Below are 23,813 nucleotides of genomic sequence, written 5' to 3'. Positions count from 1 at the left end.
AATTGATAATCTTTATTAAATAATATTGTAATTGATAATTCTTTTTTTGTCAAGACATTTGAAAAAATTTAATTTCTTCTCATAATATAAATATATACCCATAAAAGATATATTATTCACCAAAATCTATAAATTTTTTAATAAAAAATAAAAAAACAGATATATACTATAAATACTTTTTACAATTAATAATTCTTAATTAAAGTAAATACAGTAAAATACCTGATTTTTTATATACAAACTTAATTATTTACCTAGTTAAGTCCATTTGATTCATCTTCGTCGTAATTTAAACCTTCTTCTTCCATTATAGCAGTATATACAGCTACAACAGTTTCATACTCTTCATCACTTTCTAAAGGTATTAGTATTTCTCCTTCTTCATCTTCATCAATTCTAAATATTAAAGCTTCTTCAGCCTCTTCATCATCTAAAGGCATTAATATTGCATATTCTTTTCCTTCTGCTTCTAATGTTAATATTATTTCAAATTGGCTTTCTACACCATTTTCATCAATTAAATTTATTATATTTTCTTCCATAATGTCATTCACCTCAAATTTATTTTTATTTTTATTATTTATATTATATATCATAAGTATTCAATTTTATAGTTCTTTTATGAATTTATTTTAAAATCTAAATATCCTTGTAAAATTATTACTGCTGCCAACATATCTATAACCTTTTTTCTTTTTTGTCTACTAACATCCGCTTCTAACAAAGATCTCTCTGCTGCTACTGTAGAAAGTCTCTCATCCCAAAACTCTACATCAATTCCTGTTTCTTCTTTTAATAATTCACAAAACTTAATTACCTTTTCTCCTTGTGGTCCTAAAGTACCATTCATATTTTTTGGTAATCCTGACACAATTTTATTTACTTGTTTTTCTTTTATTATAGCTTTTAATTCTTCAATATCCTTCTTCTTGCCAACTCTTCTTACCGTTTTTATCCCTTGTGCAGTTAATCCCATTAAATCACTTACAGCAACTCCAATAGTTTTATCTCCAACATCAAGACCCATTATTCTTCCATCTAACATATTTTCTCCTTTTATTTACCTTATTTTATAAAACATATACATTTCATTAATTACAAAAATTGCAATATGAATTTTTGATGTAAGCTGTTTGGTTTACATTAATAATCATATTGCAACTTTTTATTCAAAGCATATATACATTAAAAAATTTTTAATTATTTTTTTCAAATATTATCATGTTTATGCTTATTATTATAAGTGGTATAAGTATATATATAGATGCTGTAGATGCAGCAACTATACCAGAGTCATTAACTAAAAGAGTAATTATACAACCAACCATAGATGCAATGAATCCTTTAAACAAAATCGGAAAATTATTCATTATCTTTCTAAAGTGTCTAGATGGTTTAAATATAAGTACTGCAATCACAGCAATTCCCACAAGTAAAATATTTACCCATACACTTGTCTGTGCTAATTGCATATTCATTTGAATTTTTCTTCCAAATGTCTGCAATATCTCTCCTGGTCCATTTAAGAAAATTCTTTGTACAAACATTCCTAAGTGAGATTCACTACCTGAGATTATATCTAGAGCTGCAAATGCACAAACAACAACCACAGCTGAAATAGCTAATAGTGCAACTTTTTTAATGTCTAGTTTAACATCATATATAAGCATTATAAACAACAAATATGCTACACATTCTGATATTGCTCCACCAACATTTGCCCCCATGGAAGGATATGCGCTAGTTATAAGTATTATTAATGAAAATATTACAACAAGTGGCTTAGAAACCTTCTTGTAATGTAATAAAACTGCTAAACCAAATACTGCACTTGCTATGGTTACACCTTCATACTCATTTCCTACACCATAGTATCTGGCACCAATAACAGCATCATAACTCATTATATTATTTTGCATTAAGTATGTTCCAAATACAGAATCTATGACTATTATTAAAATAGTCAGTGTTGCAAAAAATCCCATATGTTTTATATCATTGTCTTTAAATAACTTTCGACCTAATAAGTATAACACTAGTGTAGTTACAAAGATTCCCAAAGATATTGTAATTGGGGTCTTAAAATTCATCAAAGGAGCCAACATAAATGACAGAGGCATTATTATACCCAATTTTATAAACTCCTTAAGTACTTTGAATACACGCTCTTTATGTGGCATGTAATTTCTAAAGAATATTGCAAACATTGCAATCACCCAAGAGGCAGATATTACACCTACAAATCCATTTATGATACTTGACCTTATAGATGATATAGATACTATCTTTTTATAAAGTGATTTTAGGTAACTAGCATTATCTTCTTTGTCAACCAAAGTATAACTTCTACCCACCATTTCATCATTTTTAAGACCAAACTCATTTAATATGTCCACTCCAACATCTAAGTTTGCAACAATACCAGCTTTTCTTGTTGTAGCAGATTCCAATAGACCCTTTCCTTCTCCACTAAATTTTATTATTGGAGAAAGTCTTCTCTTATTTTTATAATCTAAATCACTTGGAAAAGCACTTGATACATAAACAGTATCATTTTCTCCAACCATAGAAAACACTTCTTTAAGGTATTTATCTATATTTTTTACAATATTTTTCTTCATTGCAGCATAAGTATTATCATTTAAATTCAATCTATACATATCTAATCTATATGTATCTCCAAGTTCTACAAATATAGCATCACTATTTTTATAAGACTTTTTAGTTTCATCTAATAACTTATCGTAGTCTGTAACTATTCCAAACGGCATCTTAGAATCTTTTTTGTTAATATCATCAATATTCCCAGAATCAATTCTTCCATATTGATCCATAGCAACTAAACATAAATTTCTATTTTTAACTAATTGGTTATTTTCAATTATATCAGCATTTCCAATTACGGATGTTTTTAGTCCATTTTCTGATAAAGTTTTTCCCAATGAACCTAAGGTTGCTCCATATTCTCCATACTCTAGATTTTCATTTATTGACCTATTAATACTTAAATTATTTATCTCTTTAGCTTTTTGACCTGTTGCAACTTCAAAAGTTTTAGCAGTATCTTGGTCTACTTTTTGAAAATTGATATAGTCTTCAGTAGTTACATCAGCTCTTACTCCTGCACCCATACTAGCATAAGACCTTCTATCATCAGTACCTTGATCCCCTCTTATATTCATAAGAGCTATATGACCTCTCTTTTCTAGCTCACTCTTTAAGATTGGAACCTTCAACATACTTCCAAGATTGGTCCTATTCATATCAATAAATATGACTTTGCCCTTTTCTTCAGCAGAACTGTAGCTAGCAGTTGATACAAAAATCATAATAACTACTGCCAACAATGACATAATCTTTTTTCTCATTTATTTGACCTACTTTCTATTCAGATAGTGCGTGATTACTTCTTCAAGTATCTCATCTCTTTCAAATTTTTTAATTATAGCTCTTGCATTTTTATGACTAGTTATATAACTAGAATCGCCAGAAAGGAGATACCCTATAATTTGATTTATAGGGTTATATCCTTTTTCAACTAGTGCTTTATATACAAAATCTATCGTATCTCCCACACTCATTCTATCTTCTGGTATTCCTTCAAATTTCATAGTGTAGTCTAAATCTTTTTCCAAACTAAAAACCTCCTTAAGTGAATGTTATTTAACTTGTGTCTTAATAACCTCACTTGCATAGCTTAGAGCTTGGTCAACCTTAGATATGTCACTAGCTCCTGCTTGTGCCATATTAGGTCTTCCTCCACCTTTTCCTCCAGCTATTTTTGCAACTTCTCTAACTATATTCCCTGAATGTATTCCTTTATCTAACACATCTTTAGTAGCAGTAACTACAAAGTTAACTTTATCATCTACTACATTTGCCAATACTACTACACCAGAGCCAAGCTTATCTCTTAAATTATCTGCTGTTTCTCTTAGTGTATCCATATCCATACCTTCAAATTTATTAGTTATTAAGTTAACTCCATTTACTTCAAGCTTAGAATCAAAAATAGAATCAGCTGATTGTAAACTCATTTTAGTCTTTATATCATGTAATTCTTTAGATAAATTTTTATTTTCTTCTAATAAAGAACTTATTCTTTGAATTAAATTATCTTCTTTAGATTTTAAATTTACACAAACTTCAGATATAATTCCTTCTTTTTCTTTTAAGTATTCATAAACAGCTTTTCCTGTTATTGCTTCTATTCTTCTTACTCCTGCTGCTACTCCACCTTCAGACAATATTTTAAACATTCCTATCTGAGAAGTATTTGTCAAGTGAGTTCCTCCACAAAGTTCTGTAGAATAATCTCCCATAGAAACTACTCTTACTTCATCACCATATTTTTCACCAAATAGTGCTGTAGCTCCTTTTTCTTTTGCTTCTTTTATATTCATAATATCACATTTTATGTCTAAAGATGATAAAATAACATTATTTACTTTTTCTTCTATAACTTTTAATTCTTCATTTGATATAGCTTCAAAGTGAGTAATATCAAATCTTAATCTATCTGGAGTAACTAAAGAACCAGCTTGATTAACATGCTCTCCTAATACTTCTTTTAGTGCTTTATGAAGTAAATGTGTAGCACTATGGTTTCTTGCAGCAGACATTCTAACATCTCTATCTACTAATGTCTTTACTTTATCTCCATTACTTATTTTTCCTGATTTTATTATACCTATATGTTTTATACTATTATTAGCACCTTTTTTAGTATTTAATACTTCCACTACTAAATTTTCGTTGGTTATTAATCCACAATCACCAACTTGTCCTCCACCTTCAGGATAGAAAGTAGTATTGTCTAGTACTATAGATACTTTATCACCTTCTTTTGCATTTTGAACTAATTCATCCTCTTCAACTATAGCTTCAATAATTCCTTCACCATATAATTCACTATATCCATTAAACATACTATCTATAGTAGACTCTAATTTTGATAGAGGGTCTTCCTTCCAACTTTCTCCATCCATATTTCCTCTAGCATTTCTAGCTCTTTCTTTTTGTTTTTCCATTTCTTCATTGAAAGACTCTTCATCTACAGATAAATGTTCTTCTTCCAAAATTTCTTTAGTTAAGTCTATAGGAAATCCATAAGTATCATACAGTTTAAAGGCTTCTTGACCACTTAAAACAGTTTTTCCTTCATTCTTTAATGCTTCTATATATGAGTTCAATATTTCTGTTCCTTGGTCTATAGTTTCATTGAATTTTTCTTCTTCTATTCCAACAACTTTTTTAATATAACTTTCTTTTTCAACTAAAACTGGATATGCTTTATCATTTACCTTTATGACTTCATCTATCAGTTTTTGTAAGAATAATTCTTTTACACCTAATAGTTTACCATGACGAGCAGCACGTCTAAGAAGTCTTCTAAGAACATAGCCTCTTCCCTCATTTGATGGAAGTACTCCATCACTAACTAAGAATGTCACAGCTCTTATATGGTCAGTTATTATTCTTATTGATATATCATTTTTTGGATTTACTCCATATTTTACTCCTGTTAACTTTTCAACTGCTTCCAATATAGACTTAATAGTATCTACTTCAAAGATAGTGTCCACACCTTGCATGATACATCCCATTCTTTCAAGGCCCATACCTGTATCTATATTTTTACTTTCTAATAAACTGTAGTTTCCTTCTTCATCTCTATCAAACTGAGTAAATACATGGTTCCAAAATTCTAGGTATCTGTCACAGTCACAGCCTGGTTTACAGTCTGGATTATCACACCCATATTCTTCTCCTCTATCAAAATATATTTCTGAACAAGGACCACAAGGACCTGTACCTATCTCCCAGAAGTTATCATCTTTACCAAGTCTAACCATTCTTTCTTCTGGGAAATTCATTTCTTTTGCCCATATATCATAAGAATCGTCATCTTCTTCATATACAGTTACCCATATTTTATCTTCTGGGATACTTAGCCATTCTGTGACAAATTCCCATCCCCATTTAATTGATTCTCTTTTAAAGTAATCTCCAAATGAGAAGTTACCCATCATTTCAAAAAAAGTAGCATGTCTTGCAGTTATACCTACATTTTCTATATCTCCAGTTCTTATACATTTTTGAGATGTACACATTCTTAAACTTGGAGGTACTTCTACACCTGAAAAATAATTTTTTAAAGGTGCCATACCTGAGTTTATAAGCAATAAACTCTTGTCATTGTTTGGTACTAAAGAATAGCTATCTGCTACATAGTGACCTTTTGACTCAAAAAATTCTAAAAACTTACTTCTTATCTCGTTTAGTCCCATCTTTTCCATATTATGTTCCTCCTAATAAATTATATTTTTTCGTTTAAATAAAAAACCTCGTCCCTATAAATAAATTTATAGGGGCGAGGACAATCGCGGTACCACCCTAATTATCATAAAAAATTATGATATCTTCGGAAAACCTTAGCTATAACGTAACTACCGTCAATCTCTACTTAAATCTACCTTGTTAATTCAAGGTACATTGTTCAAAATTGCTACTAAAAGGCTGCTTCAAATATTTTATTCTAAGGGCTTTCAGCATGTTCCCTCTCTCTGTAAGACATCAAATACTTTACTATTCCTTATCACTGTATTTGTTTTTAATTAATATAATAATTATATTACTAAATTTTACAAAATTAATCAATACTATATTTTAATATACAATAAATTTATTTTATAAACTTTGTTTTAGATTTATAGACTATATTACTTATTTTATAAGTTTCTTAGATATTTTTATAAACTTTTCTCTATTATTCCTCCGCCTACTACAATATCTCCATCGTACATTACAACAGATTGACCTTTTGTAATAGCTCTTTGAGCTTCATCAAATACTATTTTAATAGTATTTTCTCCAACATTATAAATAGTAGCTGGTGATGGTTTTGCAGAGTATCTTATTTTTGCTTGAACTCTTAATGGCTCTTCTAGTTTGTCTATTGATATAAAGTTAACATCTTTTGCAATAAGTTCTTTTTTAAATAATTCTTCGTTGTCTCCAAGGACAATAGTATTATTTATTGGATTTATATCTACTACAAACATTGGTTTGCCAAAAGTAATTCCAAGACCTTTTCTTTGTCCTATTGTATAGTATAGTATCCCTTTATGTTTTCCAAGTACATTTCCTTTAGTATCTACAAAAAAACCTTCTTCAATACGCTTTTCAGAATGTTTTTTTACATAATTTGCATAGTCATTATCTTTAACAAAACAAATTTCTTGACTATCAGGTTTATTATGGACTGCCATTCCCATTTCTTTAGCAATTTCTCTTACTCTATCCTTTTCATAATCACCTATTGGTAGTAGTGTATGTTTTAATTGTTCTTGTGTAAGATTATAAAGTGCATAAGTCTGGTCTTTTTTATCTGTAACAGATTTTTTTAATAAATATCTTCCTGTATCTTCATCTTTTTCTATTTTTGCATAGTGACCTGTAGCCACATAATCACATCCTATTTGTCTAGCTCTTTTATAAAAATCGTCAAATTTTATATGTTTATTACAAGCTATACAAGGATTAGGAGTTTTTCCTTCTAAATATTCATCTATAAAATAATCTATTACTTTTTCTTTAAATACTTCTCTAAAATTCAGAACATAAAATGGTATTCCTATTTTATTTGCTACTCTTCTAGCATCTTCAACTGCTGATAAAGAGCAACAACCACCTTCATTTTCAACTTCGTCATCGTCTTGCCATAATTTCATAGTAACACCAATGACGTCGTATCCTTGCTGTTTTAAAAGATATGCAGCTACAGAACTATCTACTCCTCCACTCATACCTATCATTACTTTTTTATTCATAAACAAATTTCACCTCATCTTTTGCATTACTTATTATTATACCATATAGAGCAAGCATTGTATTTATTTAAAATATAGCTTGCTCTATTTTCTAAAAAAAATAATATTATTAGGTAATTTTAAAAGATTTAAGTGTAATTTTTTATTTATTAACTACCACTACTGACGCTGTTGTTTCTGTTATTATATTATTAGAATTACTAACATCAACTAGTTCTATTTTCACCTTATAAGTACCTTCTTTATTTCCAACTAGATAAACTTCTGTTGTTGCACCTTGCAATGGAAAACCTTCCATTGGTCCCCATCCTGTGTTTACTATGTTAAACCAGTTCCCATTGCTATCCTTAGCAATTAGTTGTATTCCACCTAAGTCTGCTGAACCTTCTTCTGGACTTATTTGAACTCTTACATTATTATAATCATTTTTGCCTTTATTTAGTGTAATCTTTACAGGCGTTCTACCATCTACACTTTCAAACTTAGGTATACTGCCATTTTCATCCTCATCTATTTTATTTTCTTCCGTTATATTAGCTATATCATTATTTTCATTTATAGTTATAGAAGCTTTACCCCAAGTAGCAGTTTTTGAATCTTGTGATAATGTACAATCTCCATATCCATTAATAATCACTTTATCTTTATCATAGTTGTCAGTTTTTATTGGAGTATATTCACTTATATTGCAATCACCTGTTAAATCTAGTCTTGCATTAGTTTCATTTACAATTCCATCATCTTTTACATATTCTACATTAACTCCATACCATCCGTTTCCACTTGTTACAAGATTTGAAGCTATTACTGATGAACCATTTACTATTAAACCTGCCCCCTTATTATTATTTAAAGTTACATTGTTTAATTCAACATTTTGTGATAAATAAACATGCATTCCTGATTTGTTTAATTTGTCTGAATCTAAACCTGTTACTTTTAGATTGTTTATTTTCACACCATCTTTTCTGTCTATTGTTACTATATTTTCGTACCCTGGTTTAGTATCAGTAAATTCTACAACTTTTTTCAATTCAGCATTATTAATACCATTTATAACTATTTTTTTATCTATAACAACTGGCTTTTTAACATCTATTTGTCCACTTATTTCCCACACTTGACCATCTTCTTGTAAAGCAAGTGCTTCTTCTAATGTATCAGTATCAGTAATCTTTATTGTCTCCACTTTAGCAGGTTCAGCTACCGTTACTGTAATAGTTGGAAGTGATACTCCTTCTGATAGCTTATATCCACTTGATAGACTTGCACTAAATATATACTTTCCTGCTACTTGGCTAGCATATTCTGGTGTACTTTTCCAAGTTACACCTACTTTTGTATTAGCCACTCCAGACACAGTTGCTGATAACTCTTTTGGTAAGTTTAACTTACTTAATTCTGTTCCATTTTCTACATTTTGTACTTTTATTGAATTATCAAGTGCTGTTATTGATGTTATCAATTTATCTTTTACAGATGAACCACCACTTGAACTTCCTCCACTTGATGAAGAGCCTCCAGATGAACTTCCACCTGGTTTAGTGCCATCTACACTTGGAGTCTGAGAACCTTCTACTTTGTCAGTTATTGTTCCTTCATTTTTTATATTTGTTCCTGTAGCATCATTTTTTATGTTTGTTATTTTTCCGTTGTTTTTAACTACAACATTGCTAGAATTATTTTGTATTTCTACTTTTTCTATTTTTGCTCCACTTTCATTTATTATTGTTCCACCTTTACTATCCTTAACCAAAACTTTATTTATTGTACCTTTATTTACTATATCTGCATTTGGAGCAGTTACTACTATCGTACCTGTATATGTACCATTTAAATTTACAGAAATTGAATTATTAGTACTCAATGATAAATCATTTGACATAGTTCCTGATGGCTTAATATTTATAACATCATTTGCATCAGCTTTATCTAAAGCTATTTTTAACTCTTCTATATTTTTAACTTCATATGTTGTTGTAGATTGTGATTTTTTTATCTCAGAAAAAGCATTCTCATTGCCTGAACCACCAACCTGTGTAACTGTTTTTAAGCTTTTAGTATTTAATACTTTTTCTTGTTCTTTATTTAATTTATTTCCAACTAAAACTACTGGTGTATTATTTTTTGCTGCCAATGAACCTACTGCTAATGAATCTATAAGATCTCCTTGTTTATTCATACCATCTTTTGTTATATATGCATTTTTCAACTCTTTTGAACCATATAATCCACTTATAACAGCCGCATTAGTTTCATTTCTATCTTTTCCTGATAATCTCTTAGGACTAGGTAAAGTGCTTTTTGTAGCTTCTGAAATCGACTGCACTCCTCCTATTACATAAGATGTTTTTATACCTTTATCTTTTATAAATTGATTTGATTGTTTTATTCCATCTTCTGGACTAGAAAGAATTATTGGCATTTTATTTTGAGCAGCCGCAGCTCCTACACTTACTGCGTCAGCAAGACCTTTTTCTCCATTAACTACAACTATCTCTGAAATATTACTACTTGCTTTTCTTACAAGAGACTCATCTAATTTTTTAGCTATTTCTAAAGAAGTTTGATATCTATCATTTCCTGAGATTCTTTCTGTATCAATTTTTAATGATTTTAATTGTGTCTCTACCTCTGAACCTAAAGTTTTTGTCCCGCCTATTAAATATACTTTTTCTGCTTTTAACCTTATTATTTCTGCTTTAGTTCTATCATCTAATTTATTGTTTTGTGTCAAAAGAATTGGTGCATTCTTAGAACCAGCAAAAGGAGTTGCAGTCAATGCGTCTACTATAGTATTATCATTAACTAATATCACATTTTTAGATGTATCCCATCCTTTTTTACTTATTTGTATGGCAGTTTCCCATCTACCTGAACCTTTAAGTGTATCACTGTTTGTTTGAGCATTTGATATGCCTGCTGTTGCACTGCTAATTACTAATGATATAGTAAGTATTGCTGCTATCCTCTTTGGTATTTTCATAACTGTTCCCCCTAATATTGTATTTAGTTGAAATGTGCCTTTTTAAAGAAAATAGCATTTTTAAGTAAAAATTTCTGAAAATATATTTTTATATGAAATCCTTGTAAACGATTGATTTGCTGAGATTTTTTATATTTTTTAATGTTTAAATATTATGGATGTGTATATTTTTTTATTATTTCATTAATTTCCAAAACGGGCTAGAATGGCAGTTTTAACAATAAAAAATAGCCGTTTTCTTTAAAACGGCTATTTTTCATCTTACTATACCATTATACACTTTTTTAAAATGATTTTAAACTTTTTTTGGAAAATTATTCCTTATTTTATTCTTCTTCCTCAATATCATGGTCATGAGCATCATCTATAACATATCCATCTAATTCTGGTATATGGATATTATTCTTTTTAGCATAGTCTATAAGTGCTGCTTTTACAGCTTGTTCTGCTAAAACTGAACAGTGCATTTTTACTGGTGGTAAACCATCCAAAGCTTCAGCAACAGCTTTATTTGTAAGGTCTAATGCATCTTTTATAGTCTTTCCTTTTATCATTTCAGTTGCCATAGAAGAACTTGCTATAGCTGAACCACAGCCAAATGTTTTAAACTTAACATCTTTTATTATGTCTCCTTCTATGTCTAAAAATATCTTCATTATATCTCCACATGTAGGATTTCCAACTTCACCTACACCACTTGCACCTTCAATTTCTCCCATATTTCTTGGGTTCATAAAATGTTCCATAACTTTATCACTATATTGCATTATTTTTTCCTCCTACATTAATTTATGCCTATTTTTTATGTCTTATCTATTTTGTCTATTTTACTAATCCTTGTTTCTTTGCATCATCGTAAAGTGGTGACATACTTCTAAGTCTTTCTATAACTTTTGGTAAATTTTCTAATATATAATCTATATCATCATCCGTTGTAAAATCTCCAACTGTAAGTCTCAATGAACCATGTGCTATTTCATGTGGTAAACCTATTGCAAGTAATACATGTGAAGGGTCTAATGAACCAGAAGTACATGCAGAACCACTTGAACCAGCAATTCCTAACATATCTAATAGTAAAAGTATTCCTTCACCTTCTATAAATTGGAATGCAAAGTTTGCATTTCCTGGTAATCTATTTTCTAAACTACCATTTATTCTTGTATAAGGTATTCTTTCTAAAACACCATCTATTAACTTATTTCTAAGACGAGTTAAAGTCTCAACATGGTTTTGCATATTTGCTTTAGCTAATTCTGCTGCTTTTCCATATCCAACTATTGCAGGTATATTTTCTGTACCTGCTCTTTTGCTTTTTTCTTGTGCTCCACCATGGACAAAGTTATGAAGTCTTACACCTTTTCTTATGTATAAAGCTCCAACACCTTTTGGTCCATATATTTTATGTGAAGACATACTCATTAAATCTATTCCTAATTCTTTAACATCTACTGGAATATTACCTGAAGCTTGTACTGCATCAGTATGGAATAATATACTGTGTTTTTTAGCTATTTCAGATATTTCTTTAATAGGTTGTATAGTTCCTATTTCATTATTTGCAAACATTATACTTATTAGTATAGTAGTATCTTTTATTGAATCTTCTAATTGTTTTAAATCAATTTTTCCTTCGCTATCAACATCTAAATAAGTTATTTCAAATCCATGATGTTTTTCTAAGTATTCACATGTATGAAGTATTGCATGGTGTTCTATTTTTGAAGTTATTATATGATTACCTTTATTTTTATTAGCATAAGCTACACCCTCTAATGTCCAGTTATCACTTTCTGAACCACCTGCTGTAAAATATATTTCACTAGGTTCAGCATTTATAAGGGCTGCTACTTGTTCTCTTGCTTTATCTAAAGCATCTTTTGCTTCTCTTCCGAATGTGTGAAAACTAGATGCATTGCCAAAATAATCTGTTAAGTATGGCATCATTGCATCTAATACTTCTTTTTTAACAGGTGTTGTTGCAGAATAATCCATATACAATCTTCTTTTTTCCATTACATTCATCTCCAAATCTATTTTTTAGTTATATTTGTTATATCATTTTCTAATTTATTTTTGTTATAGTCATTTATCATATCTTTAAGAGTAATTGAATCTATAACATCTTCTATACCCTTTTTCATCTTTTCCCAAACTATTTTTGTTACACACATGTTTGAGTTTTCACAGACATCTTCATCTAGTACACAGTCAGATAATGCAACTGGACCTTCCAATACTACAAGTATATCTCCTACTGTTATGTCTTCAGCATTCTTTGAAAGCAAATATCCTCCTTGAGCACCTCTTACACTTTTTACTAGACCCGATTTTTTTAAAGATGAAAATATTTGTTCTAAGTACTGGTCCGATATTTTTTGCTTTTTAGCAATAAATTTTAATGACACTGGTCCATTATCTTGATTTAGTGCTAATTCAAACATTGCCTTTAGTCCATATCTACCTTTAGTAGACAACTTCATACATTATCACCTCTATATAGAAATCTAATTCATACTGTTTTAGTAGGAATTACTTTCAACATAATTTTATTATACCCTACTAATTTTGTCAAGATTAATTTTAATTTTTTTATTTTGAATAAATCCCCCATTTTCCAATGTTTTCAAATCCTAATTTTTTATATATCTTTCCAGCTTCTTCATTATCATAAAACAAACAAGGCATTTTATTCTCTCTTAAAAGTTCTGAACATAGTTTAATTAAACATTTTGTAGCAAGCCCTCTAGCTCTATATTTAGGATGTGTACCTACTCCAATTATCATTGCATGAGTCCTGTTTTCTGATGTACTCTTTGCCATTGATACTACTTCTTTGTTAATCTCTATACAATATCCTCTACCTGTTCTTAAACCATTTTTTAAACTATCTAAAGTTGTACTGTGGAATTCATCTATCAAATCATAAAGCCTAACTGTTTTCTTTAGATTTCCAAGTCTAATTCTCTTGACCTTTTCATTACAATGATTGTCAACTAAAAATTTTTTAGTTCGAAGCTTACAAAAATCAACTATTTTTAGATTATTAAGTCCTAATCGCTTTGCTAAAGCATCTACAGCACTTATTTTTCCAGAAATTTCTTCGTAATCAGTGTCACAAAGCAATTCATAAAAGCCTTCAACATCATACTCTCCATCTGAATAAAACATCATAAATTCAAAATATTTAAGTAGTACTGCTCTGATTTCACCATTTAAACCTATATCTGCCCATAAATTTAAAAAGTTATTTCCATATCCATATCTTTCAATATCCCCTATTATAAATAAATTGTACTCAGGTTCTTTTTTTAAATATTTCATAACTCTACTATGATAACTTGAGTTAAGCTTTATAATCATAATATCTACCCCCGATACATAAAATTCAACTTAAAAATCGCTATCCAAATATTCTAGATATTTCTTTATATTTTTCTCAGTTTTGTTTTCTTGTGGTATGTAGTAAATACTATCTTTTATGCTATCTGGCAAATACTGTTGTTTTACATAATGATTTTTAAAGTTATGAGGATATTTATATCCACATCCTCTACCTATATCTTTAGAACCAGAATAATGAGCATCTTTTATACTGTTTGGTATGTCTTTAACAAACTCTCTATCTAATTCATCTAATGCTTTCATTATTGCCATACATGCAGAATTAGATTTTGGTGATGTAGCTAAAAGAACAGTAGCTTCTGCTAATGGTATTTTTGCTTCAGGAAATCCAAGCTGCATAGCGGAATCTACACAGGCTTTTACAATAACAACTGCATTTGGATAAGCTAAACCTATATCTTCACTAGCTATTACTAAAAGTCTCCTACAGATACTGATTAAATCTCCACCTTTTATAAGTCTTGCTAAATAGTGTATGGATGCCTGCGGGTCACTTCCCCTTATAGATTTTTGAAATGCACTTAAAATATCATAATGACTATCACCATTTTTATCATAGTTTATAATTTTATTAAATGTAGATTTTTTTACTACATCTGAATCTATATAGATTATGTTATCTTTATTTGGTTTAGTTGAATAAACTACTAATTCTAAAGCATTTAAAGCCCTTCTCATATCTCCATCAGAGATAATAGCTATATCCTCAATAGCATCATTATTACATTCAATATCCATATAACTATCTTCATTTAAAACTTCAATTGCCCTTCTTAAGCCTTTTTCTATATCTAATTTTTCTAAAGGCTTAAATTCAAATATAGTCGCTCTACTTAGAAGAGCTTTATATACATAATGATATGGATTTTCTGTAGTACTAGCAATCAAAGTTATACTACCATTTTCCATAAATTCTAATATCGACTGCTGTTGTTTTTTATTAAAACTTTGTATCTCATCTATATATAGTAAAACCCCATTTATATTACTTATACTTCCAAGTTCTGCTATTACTTTTTTTATATCTTCTAGTGATGAATTAGTGGCATTTATTTTATAAAAATTTTTATTGCTTTTTTCTGCGACAATTTCTGCTACAGTAGTTTTTCCAACACCTGGTGGACCAAAAAATATCATATTTGGCAAAAAATTAGTCTGTAATATCTTAGACAGTATTTTTCCATTACCAATTATATGACTTTGACCTATTACATCATTCATTGTTTTTGGTCTTATTTTATCTGCTAAAGGCATATTCCCACTCCTATTCAAAAAAAATATTTCATGATTATTATCCCAATAATCCGTCTAAAAAAGGTATCTATTTGAAATAGATACCTTTTCTAATCACAATCTATAAAATTTAGATTATTGATTGTTTTTTAATTTTTTTAATTCATCTGTAAGTTTATCATTAAGTATTCTTATATGAGTTCCTTTCATACCTAATGATCTTGATTCTATCACACCTGCACTTTCAAATTTTCTAAGTGCATTTACTATAACTGACCTAGTTATACCAACTCTATCAGCTATTTTACTTGCTACAAGTAAGCCTTCTTTACCGTCTAATTCAGCAAAAATATGTTCAACTGCTTCAAGCTCGGAGTAGGACAGAGTGCCTATTGCCATTTGAACTACAGCTTTTTTTCTCATTTCTTCTTCTAATTCTTCACCTATTGCTCTTAATATCTCAAGACCAACAACAGTTGCACTGTATTCAGCTATCACTAAATCATCATCATTAAATGACATTGAATATCTTGAAAGTACTAATGTTCCAAGTCTTTGTCCACTTCCTAATATTGGTACTACAGTAGTATATTTTTGTAATCTTCCTTGTTCTTCAGGGAAAATCTCTAATATCTTCTCACCATTTAAGTTTTCTAGTGTCTCATCAATTTTTAATAAGTTTTGAGTATATTCTTCTGAGAATTTTTTTTGCTTAGTATATTCGTCTTCTATAACTGAGCTATCTTCAATATCATTTAAATGAAGCCCTAGAACTTTACCTTTTGCACTTACTACATAAACATTAGAATTTAATACATCTCCTAATGCTCCGGCCAGTAAATCAAAAGAGACACTGCTTCCACCACTTGTTTGTAATGTTTTATTTATTTTTCTTGTTTTTTGTAATACTTCACTTGCCATTTAATCATCTCCTCATGAAATTTAGGCCTTTTAATAACCTTTATATTTTCTAATATTATTCTCACTTTTAATGAAAATTTATTTTTATATTAGTTGTTCACACTTGAAAGATTATCATAGTTTGGAACCTTTTTCAAGATAATTATGTGATTTTTTTCAATTTTCACTCTTTTCCGTCATTATGCTCTTTTGACTCTTTGTTACATTCTTTATTGGAGCATACTGTTTTCGTTTCAGATTTAGTCACTTTTTCAACCATATATGAACCACACTTTTCACAAAACTCTCCTGTTGGCTTATTCCAAGCTACAAAGTCACAGTTTGGATAATTAGAACATCCATAAAAAGCTTTCCCTCTTTTGGATTTTCTAAGGATAATTTCTCCTTCTTCACATTTTGGACATTTAACACCAATTTTATTCATAATTGGTCTAGTCGTTTTGCAATCAGGATAGTTTTTACAAGCCATAAACTTTCCAAACCTACCATATTTTATAACCATATTAGAGCCACAGTTTTCACAGATTTCATCAGTTTCTTCATCCATATTTATTTTTTCTATATTCTCAAGTGCTTCTTCAATGGCTTCTTTAAGTGGTGCATATGCTTCAGATACAATTTCTTTCCAATCTGTATTTCCCTCTTCTATGACATCAAGCTTACTTTCCATATCAGCAGTAAAATCTACATCTATAAATTTATGAAAATTATTTTCTAAAATATCAGTAACTATTATTCCAAGTTCTGTTGGACATAGACTTGTGCCTTGCTTTTCAACATATTCTCTATTTAATATAGTAGCTATTGTTGGAGCATACGTACTTGGTCTACCAATTCCCAGTTCTTCCAATGTTTTTACCAAACTGGCTTCTGTATATCTTGCTGGTGGTTGTGTAAAATGTTGGTCTGGCAATATATTTTCTATACTTAATATATCTCCTTTTTCTATACTTGGTAGAATCTTATCTTCTCTTTCTGAAAAATTGTATACCTTAGTATATCCATCAAATTTCATTTTTGAACCAGTGGCTTTAAATACAATATCTCCAGCCTTACATTCTACATTTAGTATATCGAATACTGAATCCTCCATTTGACTTGCTATAAATCTTCTCCAAATTAAATTATACAGCTTATATTGGTCTTTACTCAATGAAGCTTTTATGCTATCAGGAGTTCTATCAACGGAAGTTGGTCTTATTGCCTCATGTGCATCTTGAACCTTTTTAGTGTCTGGTTTTTCTTTTTTTTCTACAGGGTTTTTATAATAATTTTCACCTAAGTCACTTATTATATAATTCTTAGCTTTTTCTTTTGCTTCATCAGATATTCTCTTAGAATCAGTTCTTATATATGATATAAGACCAACAGTGCCTTCACCCTCTATATCTATACCTTCATATAGTTCTTGGGCTATCATCATTGTTTTTTTAGTAGTAAAAAACAACTTATTTGCACCTTCTTGTTGAAGCATACTTGTTGTAAATGGTTTTGGAGCTGATTTACGTCTTGATTTAGATTCTATCTTTTCAACTTTTAAATCCTTTCCTTCCATTTCTTTTAGTATTTCATTAACAGCATCTTCATTTTCTAATTCAATTTTTTCATCGTTCTTGCCATAAAATTTTAAAGTTATATCTTTATCTTTTGCTGTCTTTGCTTCAACATCTATTGTCCAATATTCTTTTGGAATAAACGCTTTTATCTCTTTTTCTCTATCACAAATTAATTTTGTTGTTACTGATTGTACTCTACCTGCACTAAGACCTTTTCTAACCTTTTGCCATAATATAGGGCTTATTTGATATCCTAAAAGTCTATCCAATACTCTTCTAGCTTGTTGTGCATCTACTAAGTTTATATCAATATTTCTAGGATGCTTAATTGCTTTTTTAATTGCATCTTTAGTTATTTCATTAAACTCAATTCTACAATCATCAGATTCATCTAAATTTAGTATATGAGCTAAATGCCATGATATAGCTTCACCTTCTCTATCAGGGTCAGTTGCTAGATACACTTGTTTAGATTTTTTAGCTTCTTTTTTTAATTCCTTTATTACATCGCCTTTTCCTCGTATATTTATATATTGAGGTTCAAAATTGTTTTCTATATCTACACCTAATTTACTTTTAGGTAAATCTCTAACATGACCAACTGATGCTTTTACTGTATAATGACTTTTACCTAAAAATTTTTCTATGGTCTTAGCTTTTGCAGGCGATTCTACGATGACTAATGTTTTGGCCATAAAACCACACACCCCCACTACCTAATCTTAATTTATACATTTAAACTGTACGTTTTATTATTCATCTCTATTACTAACTCATTTAGTACTAATTCATTGATTATTGAATTTACATACTTTATTTCTATACCAGTATAATCACAAATACTATCTATATGCAAGCTTCCTTCTCTTTTTATAGCTTCAATTATTTGCTTAGACTTGGCATTTAAACTTATATTATCATATTTTTGATTTATTTTTTTATTGATAATATTAAATATGTTATACTCATTCAAAATATCATCTATATTTTCAATTAATTTCGCACCTTCTTTTATAATTTTATGACATCCTCTACTCATTTGAGAATTTATATTACCAGGTACTGCAAAAACATTTTTTCCATGTTCAAGAGCAAACTCTACTGTTATTAATGCACCACTTCGTATTGCTGCTTCTACAACCACTACTCCATCACTTAATCCACTAATAATTCTATTTCTATTAGAAAAATGATATGGAGCTACTGTTGAGTTAATATTATACTCTGATAATAATAGTCCCCCATTTTCTAATATTTTATTTGATAAATGTAAATTTTGTTTTGGAAGAGGGTTGTCTACTCCTGAACCAAGAACCGCTATAGTCTTAGATTTTCCATTCATACAACCTATATGTGAATATGCATCTATTCCTATGGCTAATCCACTTACTATATTAACTCCATATTGAGACAATTGACAACTCATTGTTTTTGCACAATTAATTCCATAAGCTGTAGGCTTTCTTGAACCTACTATAGCTATATTAAAATTATTATTAACTAAACTTATGTCACCTTTGTAAAATAATAACTTTGGAGCATTGTATATATTCTTCAAATTTTCAGGATATTCTTCGTCATATTGGCAAATATATTTAATTGTTTTTTTGTAAAGTAGTTCTTTTATATTTTCTAAATAAGCGTGACCTCTATATTTTACTATATTTTTTCTAATATTCAAGCTTATATTTTTTAAATTATATATTTCTTTTTCAGAAAAATCAAATATATCTTCAATATTTACTATATTATTTTCTATTATTTCAATTGTTTTTGTTGTTATTCCACTAATTGATTTTAACCATAAATAGATATCTTTTTTCTCCATAAAATACACCTCAAAAACTTATTTAAAATAGCTATAATAAGCTCTTCTAAATGAAAAAGCTTCTATAATACACTGTGAATTTATCAACTCTATTCCTTCTAAATCAGCTATTGTTCTTGCCATCTTTAAAAGTTTTGTATAACTTCTACTACTTAAATTATATTTATTAAATATTACTTTAGCCATTTTTGAAGCTTCTTTTTCTAATTTACAATATTTTAATAAATTAGAAGCCTTAATTTCACTATTATTTTTTATATTATCTTCTTTAAATCTATTTATTTGTATTTTTCTAGCATTTTCTACTCTCGTCTTTATTTTTTGAGAACTTTCTTCTTGTTTTGATGAATTTAAATCATCATATTTTACAGTATTTACTTCTACAAAAATATCAAACCTATCTAATAATGGTCCTGATATTTTATTTATGTATTTATTAATTTCATTACTCCTACATCTACACTCTGTATTTGACATATAATAACCACATGGACATGGATTCATAGCTGCAATTAGTAATACTCTACAGGGATATTTTGTACTGTACTTTACTCTAGATATATTTACATACCCATCTTCTATAGGTTGTCTCAAAGTCTCAAGTATTTTCCTATCAAATTCAGCGATTTCATCTAAAAACAAAATCCCCCTATGTGCTAGTACTACTTCTCCAGGTCTTGCATCTGTTCCTCCACCAATTAAAGACTGCTTTGTAGTTGTATGATGAGGCGCTCTAAAAGGTCTCTTATCGATTATGCCTTTATTTTCATCTATCATACCCAATACACTATAAACCTTACTTACTTCTATCATCTCTTCTATACTTATATCTGGCAAAATTGTTATTACTCGTTTTGCAATCATTGTTTTACCTGAACCTGGAGGCCCAATCATAAGCATATTATGATTTCCAGCAGCGGCTATCTCTGCGCTTCTCTTTATAAAATAATTTCCTCTAACATCCTTAAAATCTTCATCATGTTTGCTTTCTTTTGTATCATAAAACTCAGGATATTTACAATATGTATAATTCCCATTTGTTTCTATTTCTTCATTTAAAAAAGACATTATTTTTTCTTTATCGACTTTTATTTCTCCATTTAAAAACCCTATACATTCTTTTAAACTTTTAATAGGTATTATATCAATTTCTTCTATAAATAAACTTTCTCTTATATTGTCAACTGGTATAAAAATACGCTTTATATTTTGGGTTTTTGCACCTATAATTATTGGTAATATCCCTCTTACTTTTCTTATTTTTCCATCTAGTGATAATTCTCCTATAAACATACTTTCTCTTATATAATTTTCATCTTTTTCTATTAACCCTCTTAAAAGACCTATACTTATTGATAAATCTAAAAAAGCACCTTCTTTTTTTATATCTGCTGGTGATAAATTTACAACAATTCTTGTATTTGGAAATTTATATCCACTATTTATAATAGCTGATTTAACTCTCTCTCTCGCCTCTTTAATTTCCTTACTTGGAAGACCGACAATATTAAAGCTAGGTATACCATTACTTGTATCCACCTCAACCTTTACTAGAAAACTTTCAATTCCTATTAAATTACTTGAGTTAATAATACTTAACATATAATAATCCTTTCCAAACCTTTATCTTTCTTAAAAAGCATTCATTATGTGATTTACTCTTTTTTCTGATAAATAAACTTCTACAATATCAAATCTTATGGGAATATTATGTAAATTATTTTTTGTGATATAGTATTTAGCAATCTCAACTATCTTTTTTCTCTTCTTGAAATTTACAGATTCACAAGGATAACCATACCTTAAACTAGACCTTGATTTTACTTCTACAAATACAATCTCATCATCTATCCTTACTATTATATCGACCTCTCCAATCTTTAATCTGTAGTTTTTTTCTAATAGTTTTGCGCCTTTTGACAATAAATAATTAATTGCTACTTCTTCTCCAAAATCACCTTTTTCTTTGTTATTCATTTTTTACTCCAATACATTAAATTTTTACTTTTTGATTATGGTCAGTATACGATTTAACTATTCAAATTTTTTAGATTGATTTTATTTCTATTAATATTAATAGATACTTCTATTGACTTTATTCTTTTATGATATTATCCTAGTTTTCATAAGGAAAGTTTATTTTTATGGAGGAGTCCTTTTAATGAATAGAAAAAAATTAGTTACTTTTATACGATATTTGTCCCTATTTATAGTACTTGTAAGTTCTTTAAACACTACTGAAAATATATTGTATCCAGTTATAACCATAATAATATTATTTCTAATTATAATAAATAATCAAGTCAGATTTTTTTCTTTATCAAATAATAGTAGACTTGTACTTATTTCTTATTTTTTAGAATTTGCTTTAATTTTCATATTATATAATTGTACAAAGACTTTTAATTCAGTTTACTTTGTTCCTTTAATTTTGGACATATCATTTTTTATAAATGAAAAATACAAATACATATTATTATTTTTCATTATAGTATCTTCTTTTATTATTAGTTTAGACAAAAACTTGTATCTAGCGTTGGAATCAAGTTCAATATTATTGATTATATCTATACTTTCTATATATATAGAAAGTGAAAATATATCTAAATTATACAATCAAAACCTTTATGATAAACTTAGAATTTCTAAAGATAAATTAAAAAAATCTAATTCTGATTTAGAAATTTATGCAAGTTCTATAGAAGAACTAGCCATTTTAAAAGAGAGAAACCGAATATCTAGAGAAATACATGATAGTGTTGGACATTCTCTTTCTACAACAATAATACAGCTAAGTGCTATAGAAAAGCTCTTAACTGATAAGCCAGAAGTATCTGATTTAGTACATGAACTCAGAGAATTCGTAAATGAAAGTTTTCAAGATGTTAGAAGAGCTATATCTGAGTTAAAACCTATTGAATATGAAAATTATCAAAATTTATTTAAAATTAAAGAACTAATTAAAAGCTTTATTAAGCTTACAAATATTAATGTAAGACTAACTATATCAAAAAACACTTGGAACCTATCTAGAGCTCAGTCTATAGCTTTATATAGACTTATTCAAGAATCGCTTTCCAATGCATCAAGACATGGAAAAGCAAGTAAAATCAAAATTTTTATAACATTTAATCCTTCAAATCTTATAGTTACGATTAGTGATAATGGTATAGGATGTGAAAATATAAAAAAAGGAAATGGAATTAACAGTATTAGCGAAAGAATATATGAACTAAATGGAAAAGTTGAATTTGATAATCACAATGATGGATTTACAATTAGAGCTTCTTTTCCCAAATTTTTAGGGGGTGATTTTTTTGAGTAAAATCAAAGTTCTTATAGTTGATGATGAAAAACTAATTAGGAAAGGTCTTAAGATTATATTGTCATCTTATGATGATTTGGAGATAATTGGAGATGCCTCTAATGGATATGAGGCTTTAGAATTTTGTAAGTCAAATGAGGTAGATGTTGTTCTTATGGATATTAGAATGAATATTTGTGATGGTGTTTTAGGTACAAGACTTATAAAAGAATATGATGAGTCAATAGCACTATTAATTTTAACTACCTTTAATGATGATGAATATATAAAGGATGCAATGAAATTTGGAGCTTCAGGTTACCTTTTAAAAGACAGCTCTGATGAAGTGTTACATGAGGGAATACGCTCTTCATTTTTTGGCAATGTTGTACTTGACAAAAATGTAATTGAAAAAATTATGTCAGTTGAAAAAACTGTCGAACACGAACATATTTCTAATATATATAATTTAACTGAAAAAGAAATATCCATAATTAAGTTAATTGCAGATGGGCTTAGTAATAAAGAAATAAGTCAAGAATTATTTTTATCTGAGGGTACCATAAAAAATAATATAACTAATATTTTAGGTAAATTGGAACTTAGAGATAGGACTCAATTGGCTATATTTGCTTTCAAAAATAAAATTGTAATATAATATGTCAATAAAAAAGCTAAACTATAAACAAAATTTTAAAAAACTTAACTTATAATAAATATAAAACTATAAAGTGACTTAAGTCACTTT

The 23,813-nt window shown here is 28.6% G+C and carries 19 protein-coding genes and 1 other annotated feature; of the genes, 2 read left to right on the top strand and 17 right to left on the bottom strand.

Annotated elements, in window-relative coordinates:
• Positions 1-254 precede the first annotated feature (254 nt).
• From IC173_RS01100 to IC173_RS01020, 17 genes are all read right to left on the bottom strand, one after another.
• Entirely contained in the window at positions 255-542 is a 288-nt protein-coding gene (locus IC173_RS01100) for a DUF1292 domain-containing protein (protein WP_009889069.1), read from the bottom strand.
• A gap of 77 nt (positions 543-619) precedes the next feature.
• Positions 620-1,045 carry a Holliday junction resolvase RuvX gene (gene ruvX, locus IC173_RS01095; protein WP_227434195.1) on the bottom strand — a complete coding sequence of 142 codons (426 nt, stop codon included), beginning with the start codon at positions 1,043-1,045 and terminating at the stop codon, positions 620-622.
• A 151-nt stretch (positions 1,046-1,196) separates the two neighbouring features.
• The gene (locus tag IC173_RS01090) at positions 1,197-3,368 is read right to left on the bottom strand and encodes a hypothetical protein (RefSeq protein ID WP_227482243.1); all 2,172 of its coding nucleotides are present in this window, start codon (positions 3,366-3,368) and stop codon (positions 1,197-1,199) included.
• Between the two features lie 9 nt (positions 3,369-3,377).
• Positions 3,378-3,635: an IreB family regulatory phosphoprotein gene (locus IC173_RS01085; protein ID WP_003419418.1), complete on the bottom strand. Its 258-nt coding sequence runs from the start codon at positions 3,633-3,635 to the stop codon at positions 3,378-3,380.
• Positions 3,636-3,659: 24 nt separating this feature from the next.
• Entirely contained in the window at positions 3,660-6,299 is a 2,640-nt protein-coding gene (gene alaS / locus IC173_RS01080; RefSeq protein ID WP_227855044.1) for an alanine--tRNA ligase, read from the bottom strand.
• A gap of 67 nt (positions 6,300-6,366) precedes the next feature.
• Positions 6,367-6,611: a binding site (T-box leader), on the bottom strand.
• Positions 6,612-6,752: 141 nt separating this feature from the next.
• Positions 6,753-7,832 (bottom strand): tRNA 2-thiouridine(34) synthase MnmA, encoded by a 1,080-nt coding sequence (gene mnmA, locus IC173_RS01075; RefSeq protein WP_227482242.1) that lies wholly within the window; start codon positions 7,830-7,832, stop codon positions 6,753-6,755.
• A 142-nt stretch (positions 7,833-7,974) separates the two neighbouring features.
• Positions 7,975-10,818 (bottom strand): cell wall-binding repeat-containing protein, encoded by a 2,844-nt coding sequence (locus IC173_RS01070; RefSeq protein ID WP_227855043.1) that lies wholly within the window; start codon positions 10,816-10,818, stop codon positions 7,975-7,977.
• A 326-nt stretch (positions 10,819-11,144) separates the two neighbouring features.
• Entirely contained in the window at positions 11,145-11,585 is a 441-nt protein-coding gene (nifU, locus tag IC173_RS01065) for a Fe-S cluster assembly scaffold protein NifU (protein ID WP_227434190.1), read from the bottom strand.
• Positions 11,586-11,640: 55 nt separating this feature from the next.
• Positions 11,641-12,834, bottom strand: a complete 1,194-nt coding sequence (gene nifS, locus IC173_RS01060) for a cysteine desulfurase NifS (protein ID WP_227831218.1) — start codon at positions 12,832-12,834, stop codon at positions 11,641-11,643.
• 17 nt (positions 12,835-12,851) lie between these two features.
• A complete protein-coding gene (locus IC173_RS01055) occupies positions 12,852-13,301 on the bottom strand; it encodes an RrF2 family transcriptional regulator (protein WP_227434188.1) in 450 nt (149 codons plus the stop codon).
• Between the two features lie 109 nt (positions 13,302-13,410).
• Complete coding sequence (locus tag IC173_RS01050) at positions 13,411-14,181, bottom strand: GNAT family N-acetyltransferase (protein WP_227855042.1); 771 nt, start codon at positions 14,179-14,181, stop codon at positions 13,411-13,413.
• A 30-nt stretch (positions 14,182-14,211) separates the two neighbouring features.
• Positions 14,212-15,477, bottom strand: a complete 1,266-nt coding sequence (locus IC173_RS01045) for a replication-associated recombination protein A (protein WP_227855041.1) — start codon at positions 15,475-15,477, stop codon at positions 14,212-14,214.
• 114 nt (positions 15,478-15,591) lie between these two features.
• Positions 15,592-16,377: a GTP-sensing pleiotropic transcriptional regulator CodY gene (gene codY / locus IC173_RS01040; protein WP_227434185.1), complete on the bottom strand. Its 786-nt coding sequence runs from the start codon at positions 16,375-16,377 to the stop codon at positions 15,592-15,594.
• 163 nt (positions 16,378-16,540) lie between these two features.
• Positions 16,541-18,628, bottom strand: a complete 2,088-nt coding sequence (gene topA, locus IC173_RS01035; RefSeq protein WP_227434184.1) for a type I DNA topoisomerase — start codon at positions 18,626-18,628, stop codon at positions 16,541-16,543.
• Between the two features lie 32 nt (positions 18,629-18,660).
• Positions 18,661-19,761: a DNA-processing protein DprA gene (dprA, locus tag IC173_RS01030; protein ID WP_227434183.1), complete on the bottom strand. Its 1,101-nt coding sequence runs from the start codon at positions 19,759-19,761 to the stop codon at positions 18,661-18,663.
• An 18-nt stretch (positions 19,762-19,779) separates the two neighbouring features.
• Entirely contained in the window at positions 19,780-21,363 is a 1,584-nt protein-coding gene (locus tag IC173_RS01025; RefSeq protein WP_227855040.1) for a YifB family Mg chelatase-like AAA ATPase, read from the bottom strand.
• Positions 21,364-21,393: 30 nt separating this feature from the next.
• The gene (locus IC173_RS01020; RefSeq protein WP_227434181.1) at positions 21,394-21,738 is read right to left on the bottom strand and encodes a YraN family protein; all 345 of its coding nucleotides are present in this window, start codon (positions 21,736-21,738) and stop codon (positions 21,394-21,396) included.
• 184 nt (positions 21,739-21,922) lie between these two features.
• Here IC173_RS01020 and IC173_RS01015 point away from each other — a divergent pair, with 184 nt between their 5' ends.
• Positions 21,923-23,086 (top strand): sensor histidine kinase, encoded by a 1,164-nt coding sequence (locus IC173_RS01015; protein ID WP_227434180.1) that lies wholly within the window; start codon positions 21,923-21,925, stop codon positions 23,084-23,086.
• Complete coding sequence (locus tag IC173_RS01010) at positions 23,079-23,723, top strand: response regulator transcription factor (RefSeq protein ID WP_227434179.1); 645 nt, start codon at positions 23,079-23,081, stop codon at positions 23,721-23,723. Before IC173_RS01015 ends, IC173_RS01010 begins: the two co-directional genes overlap by 8 nt.
• Positions 23,724-23,813 lie beyond the last annotated feature (90 nt).

It is taken from the genome of Clostridioides sp. ES-S-0048-02 (assembly GCF_020658495.1).
Taxonomy (GTDB): Bacteria; Bacillota; Clostridia; order Peptostreptococcales; family Peptostreptococcaceae; genus Clostridioides.
This window is presented reverse-complemented; position numbering and strand designations above follow the sequence as displayed.

Coding starts and splice junctions, on each gene's coding strand:
- IC173_RS01100 (WP_009889069.1), bottom strand. CDS start 542: ATGGAAGAAAATATAATAAATTTAATTGATGAAAATGGTGTAGAAAGC.
- ruvX (WP_227434195.1), bottom strand. CDS start 1,045: ATGTTAGATGGAAGAATAATGGGTCTTGATGTTGGAGATAAAACTATT.
- IC173_RS01090 (WP_227482243.1), bottom strand. CDS start 3,368: ATGAGAAAAAAGATTATGTCATTGTTGGCAGTAGTTATTATGATTTTT.
- alaS (WP_227855044.1), bottom strand. CDS start 6,299: ATGGAAAAGATGGGACTAAACGAGATAAGAAGTAAGTTTTTAGAATTT.
- mnmA (WP_227482242.1), bottom strand. CDS start 7,832: ATGAATAAAAAAGTAATGATAGGTATGAGTGGAGGAGTAGATAGTTCT.
- IC173_RS01070 (WP_227855043.1), bottom strand. CDS start 10,818: ATGAAAATACCAAAGAGGATAGCAGCAATACTTACTATATCATTAGTA.
- nifU (WP_227434190.1), bottom strand. CDS start 11,585: ATGCAATATAGTGATAAAGTTATGGAACATTTTATGAACCCAAGAAAT.
- nifS (WP_227831218.1), bottom strand. CDS start 12,834: ATGGAAAAAAGAAGATTGTATATGGATTATTCTGCAACAACACCTGTT.
- IC173_RS01055 (WP_227434188.1), bottom strand. CDS start 13,301: ATGAAGTTGTCTACTAAAGGTAGATATGGACTAAAGGCAATGTTTGAA.
- IC173_RS01050 (WP_227855042.1), bottom strand. CDS start 14,181: ATGATTATAAAGCTTAACTCAAGTTATCATAGTAGAGTTATGAAATAT.
- IC173_RS01045 (WP_227855041.1), bottom strand. CDS start 15,477: ATGCCTTTAGCAGATAAAATAAGACCAAAAACAATGAATGATGTAATA.
- codY (WP_227434185.1), bottom strand. CDS start 16,377: ATGGCAAGTGAAGTATTACAAAAAACAAGAAAAATAAATAAAACATTA.
- topA (WP_227434184.1), bottom strand. CDS start 18,628: ATGGCCAAAACATTAGTCATCGTAGAATCGCCTGCAAAAGCTAAGACC.
- dprA (WP_227434183.1), bottom strand. CDS start 19,761: ATGGAGAAAAAAGATATCTATTTATGGTTAAAATCAATTAGTGGAATA.
- IC173_RS01025 (WP_227855040.1), bottom strand. CDS start 21,363: ATGTTAAGTATTATTAACTCAAGTAATTTAATAGGAATTGAAAGTTTT.
- IC173_RS01020 (WP_227434181.1), bottom strand. CDS start 21,738: ATGAATAACAAAGAAAAAGGTGATTTTGGAGAAGAAGTAGCAATTAAT.
- IC173_RS01015 (WP_227434180.1), top strand. CDS start 21,923: ATGAATAGAAAAAAATTAGTTACTTTTATACGATATTTGTCCCTATTT.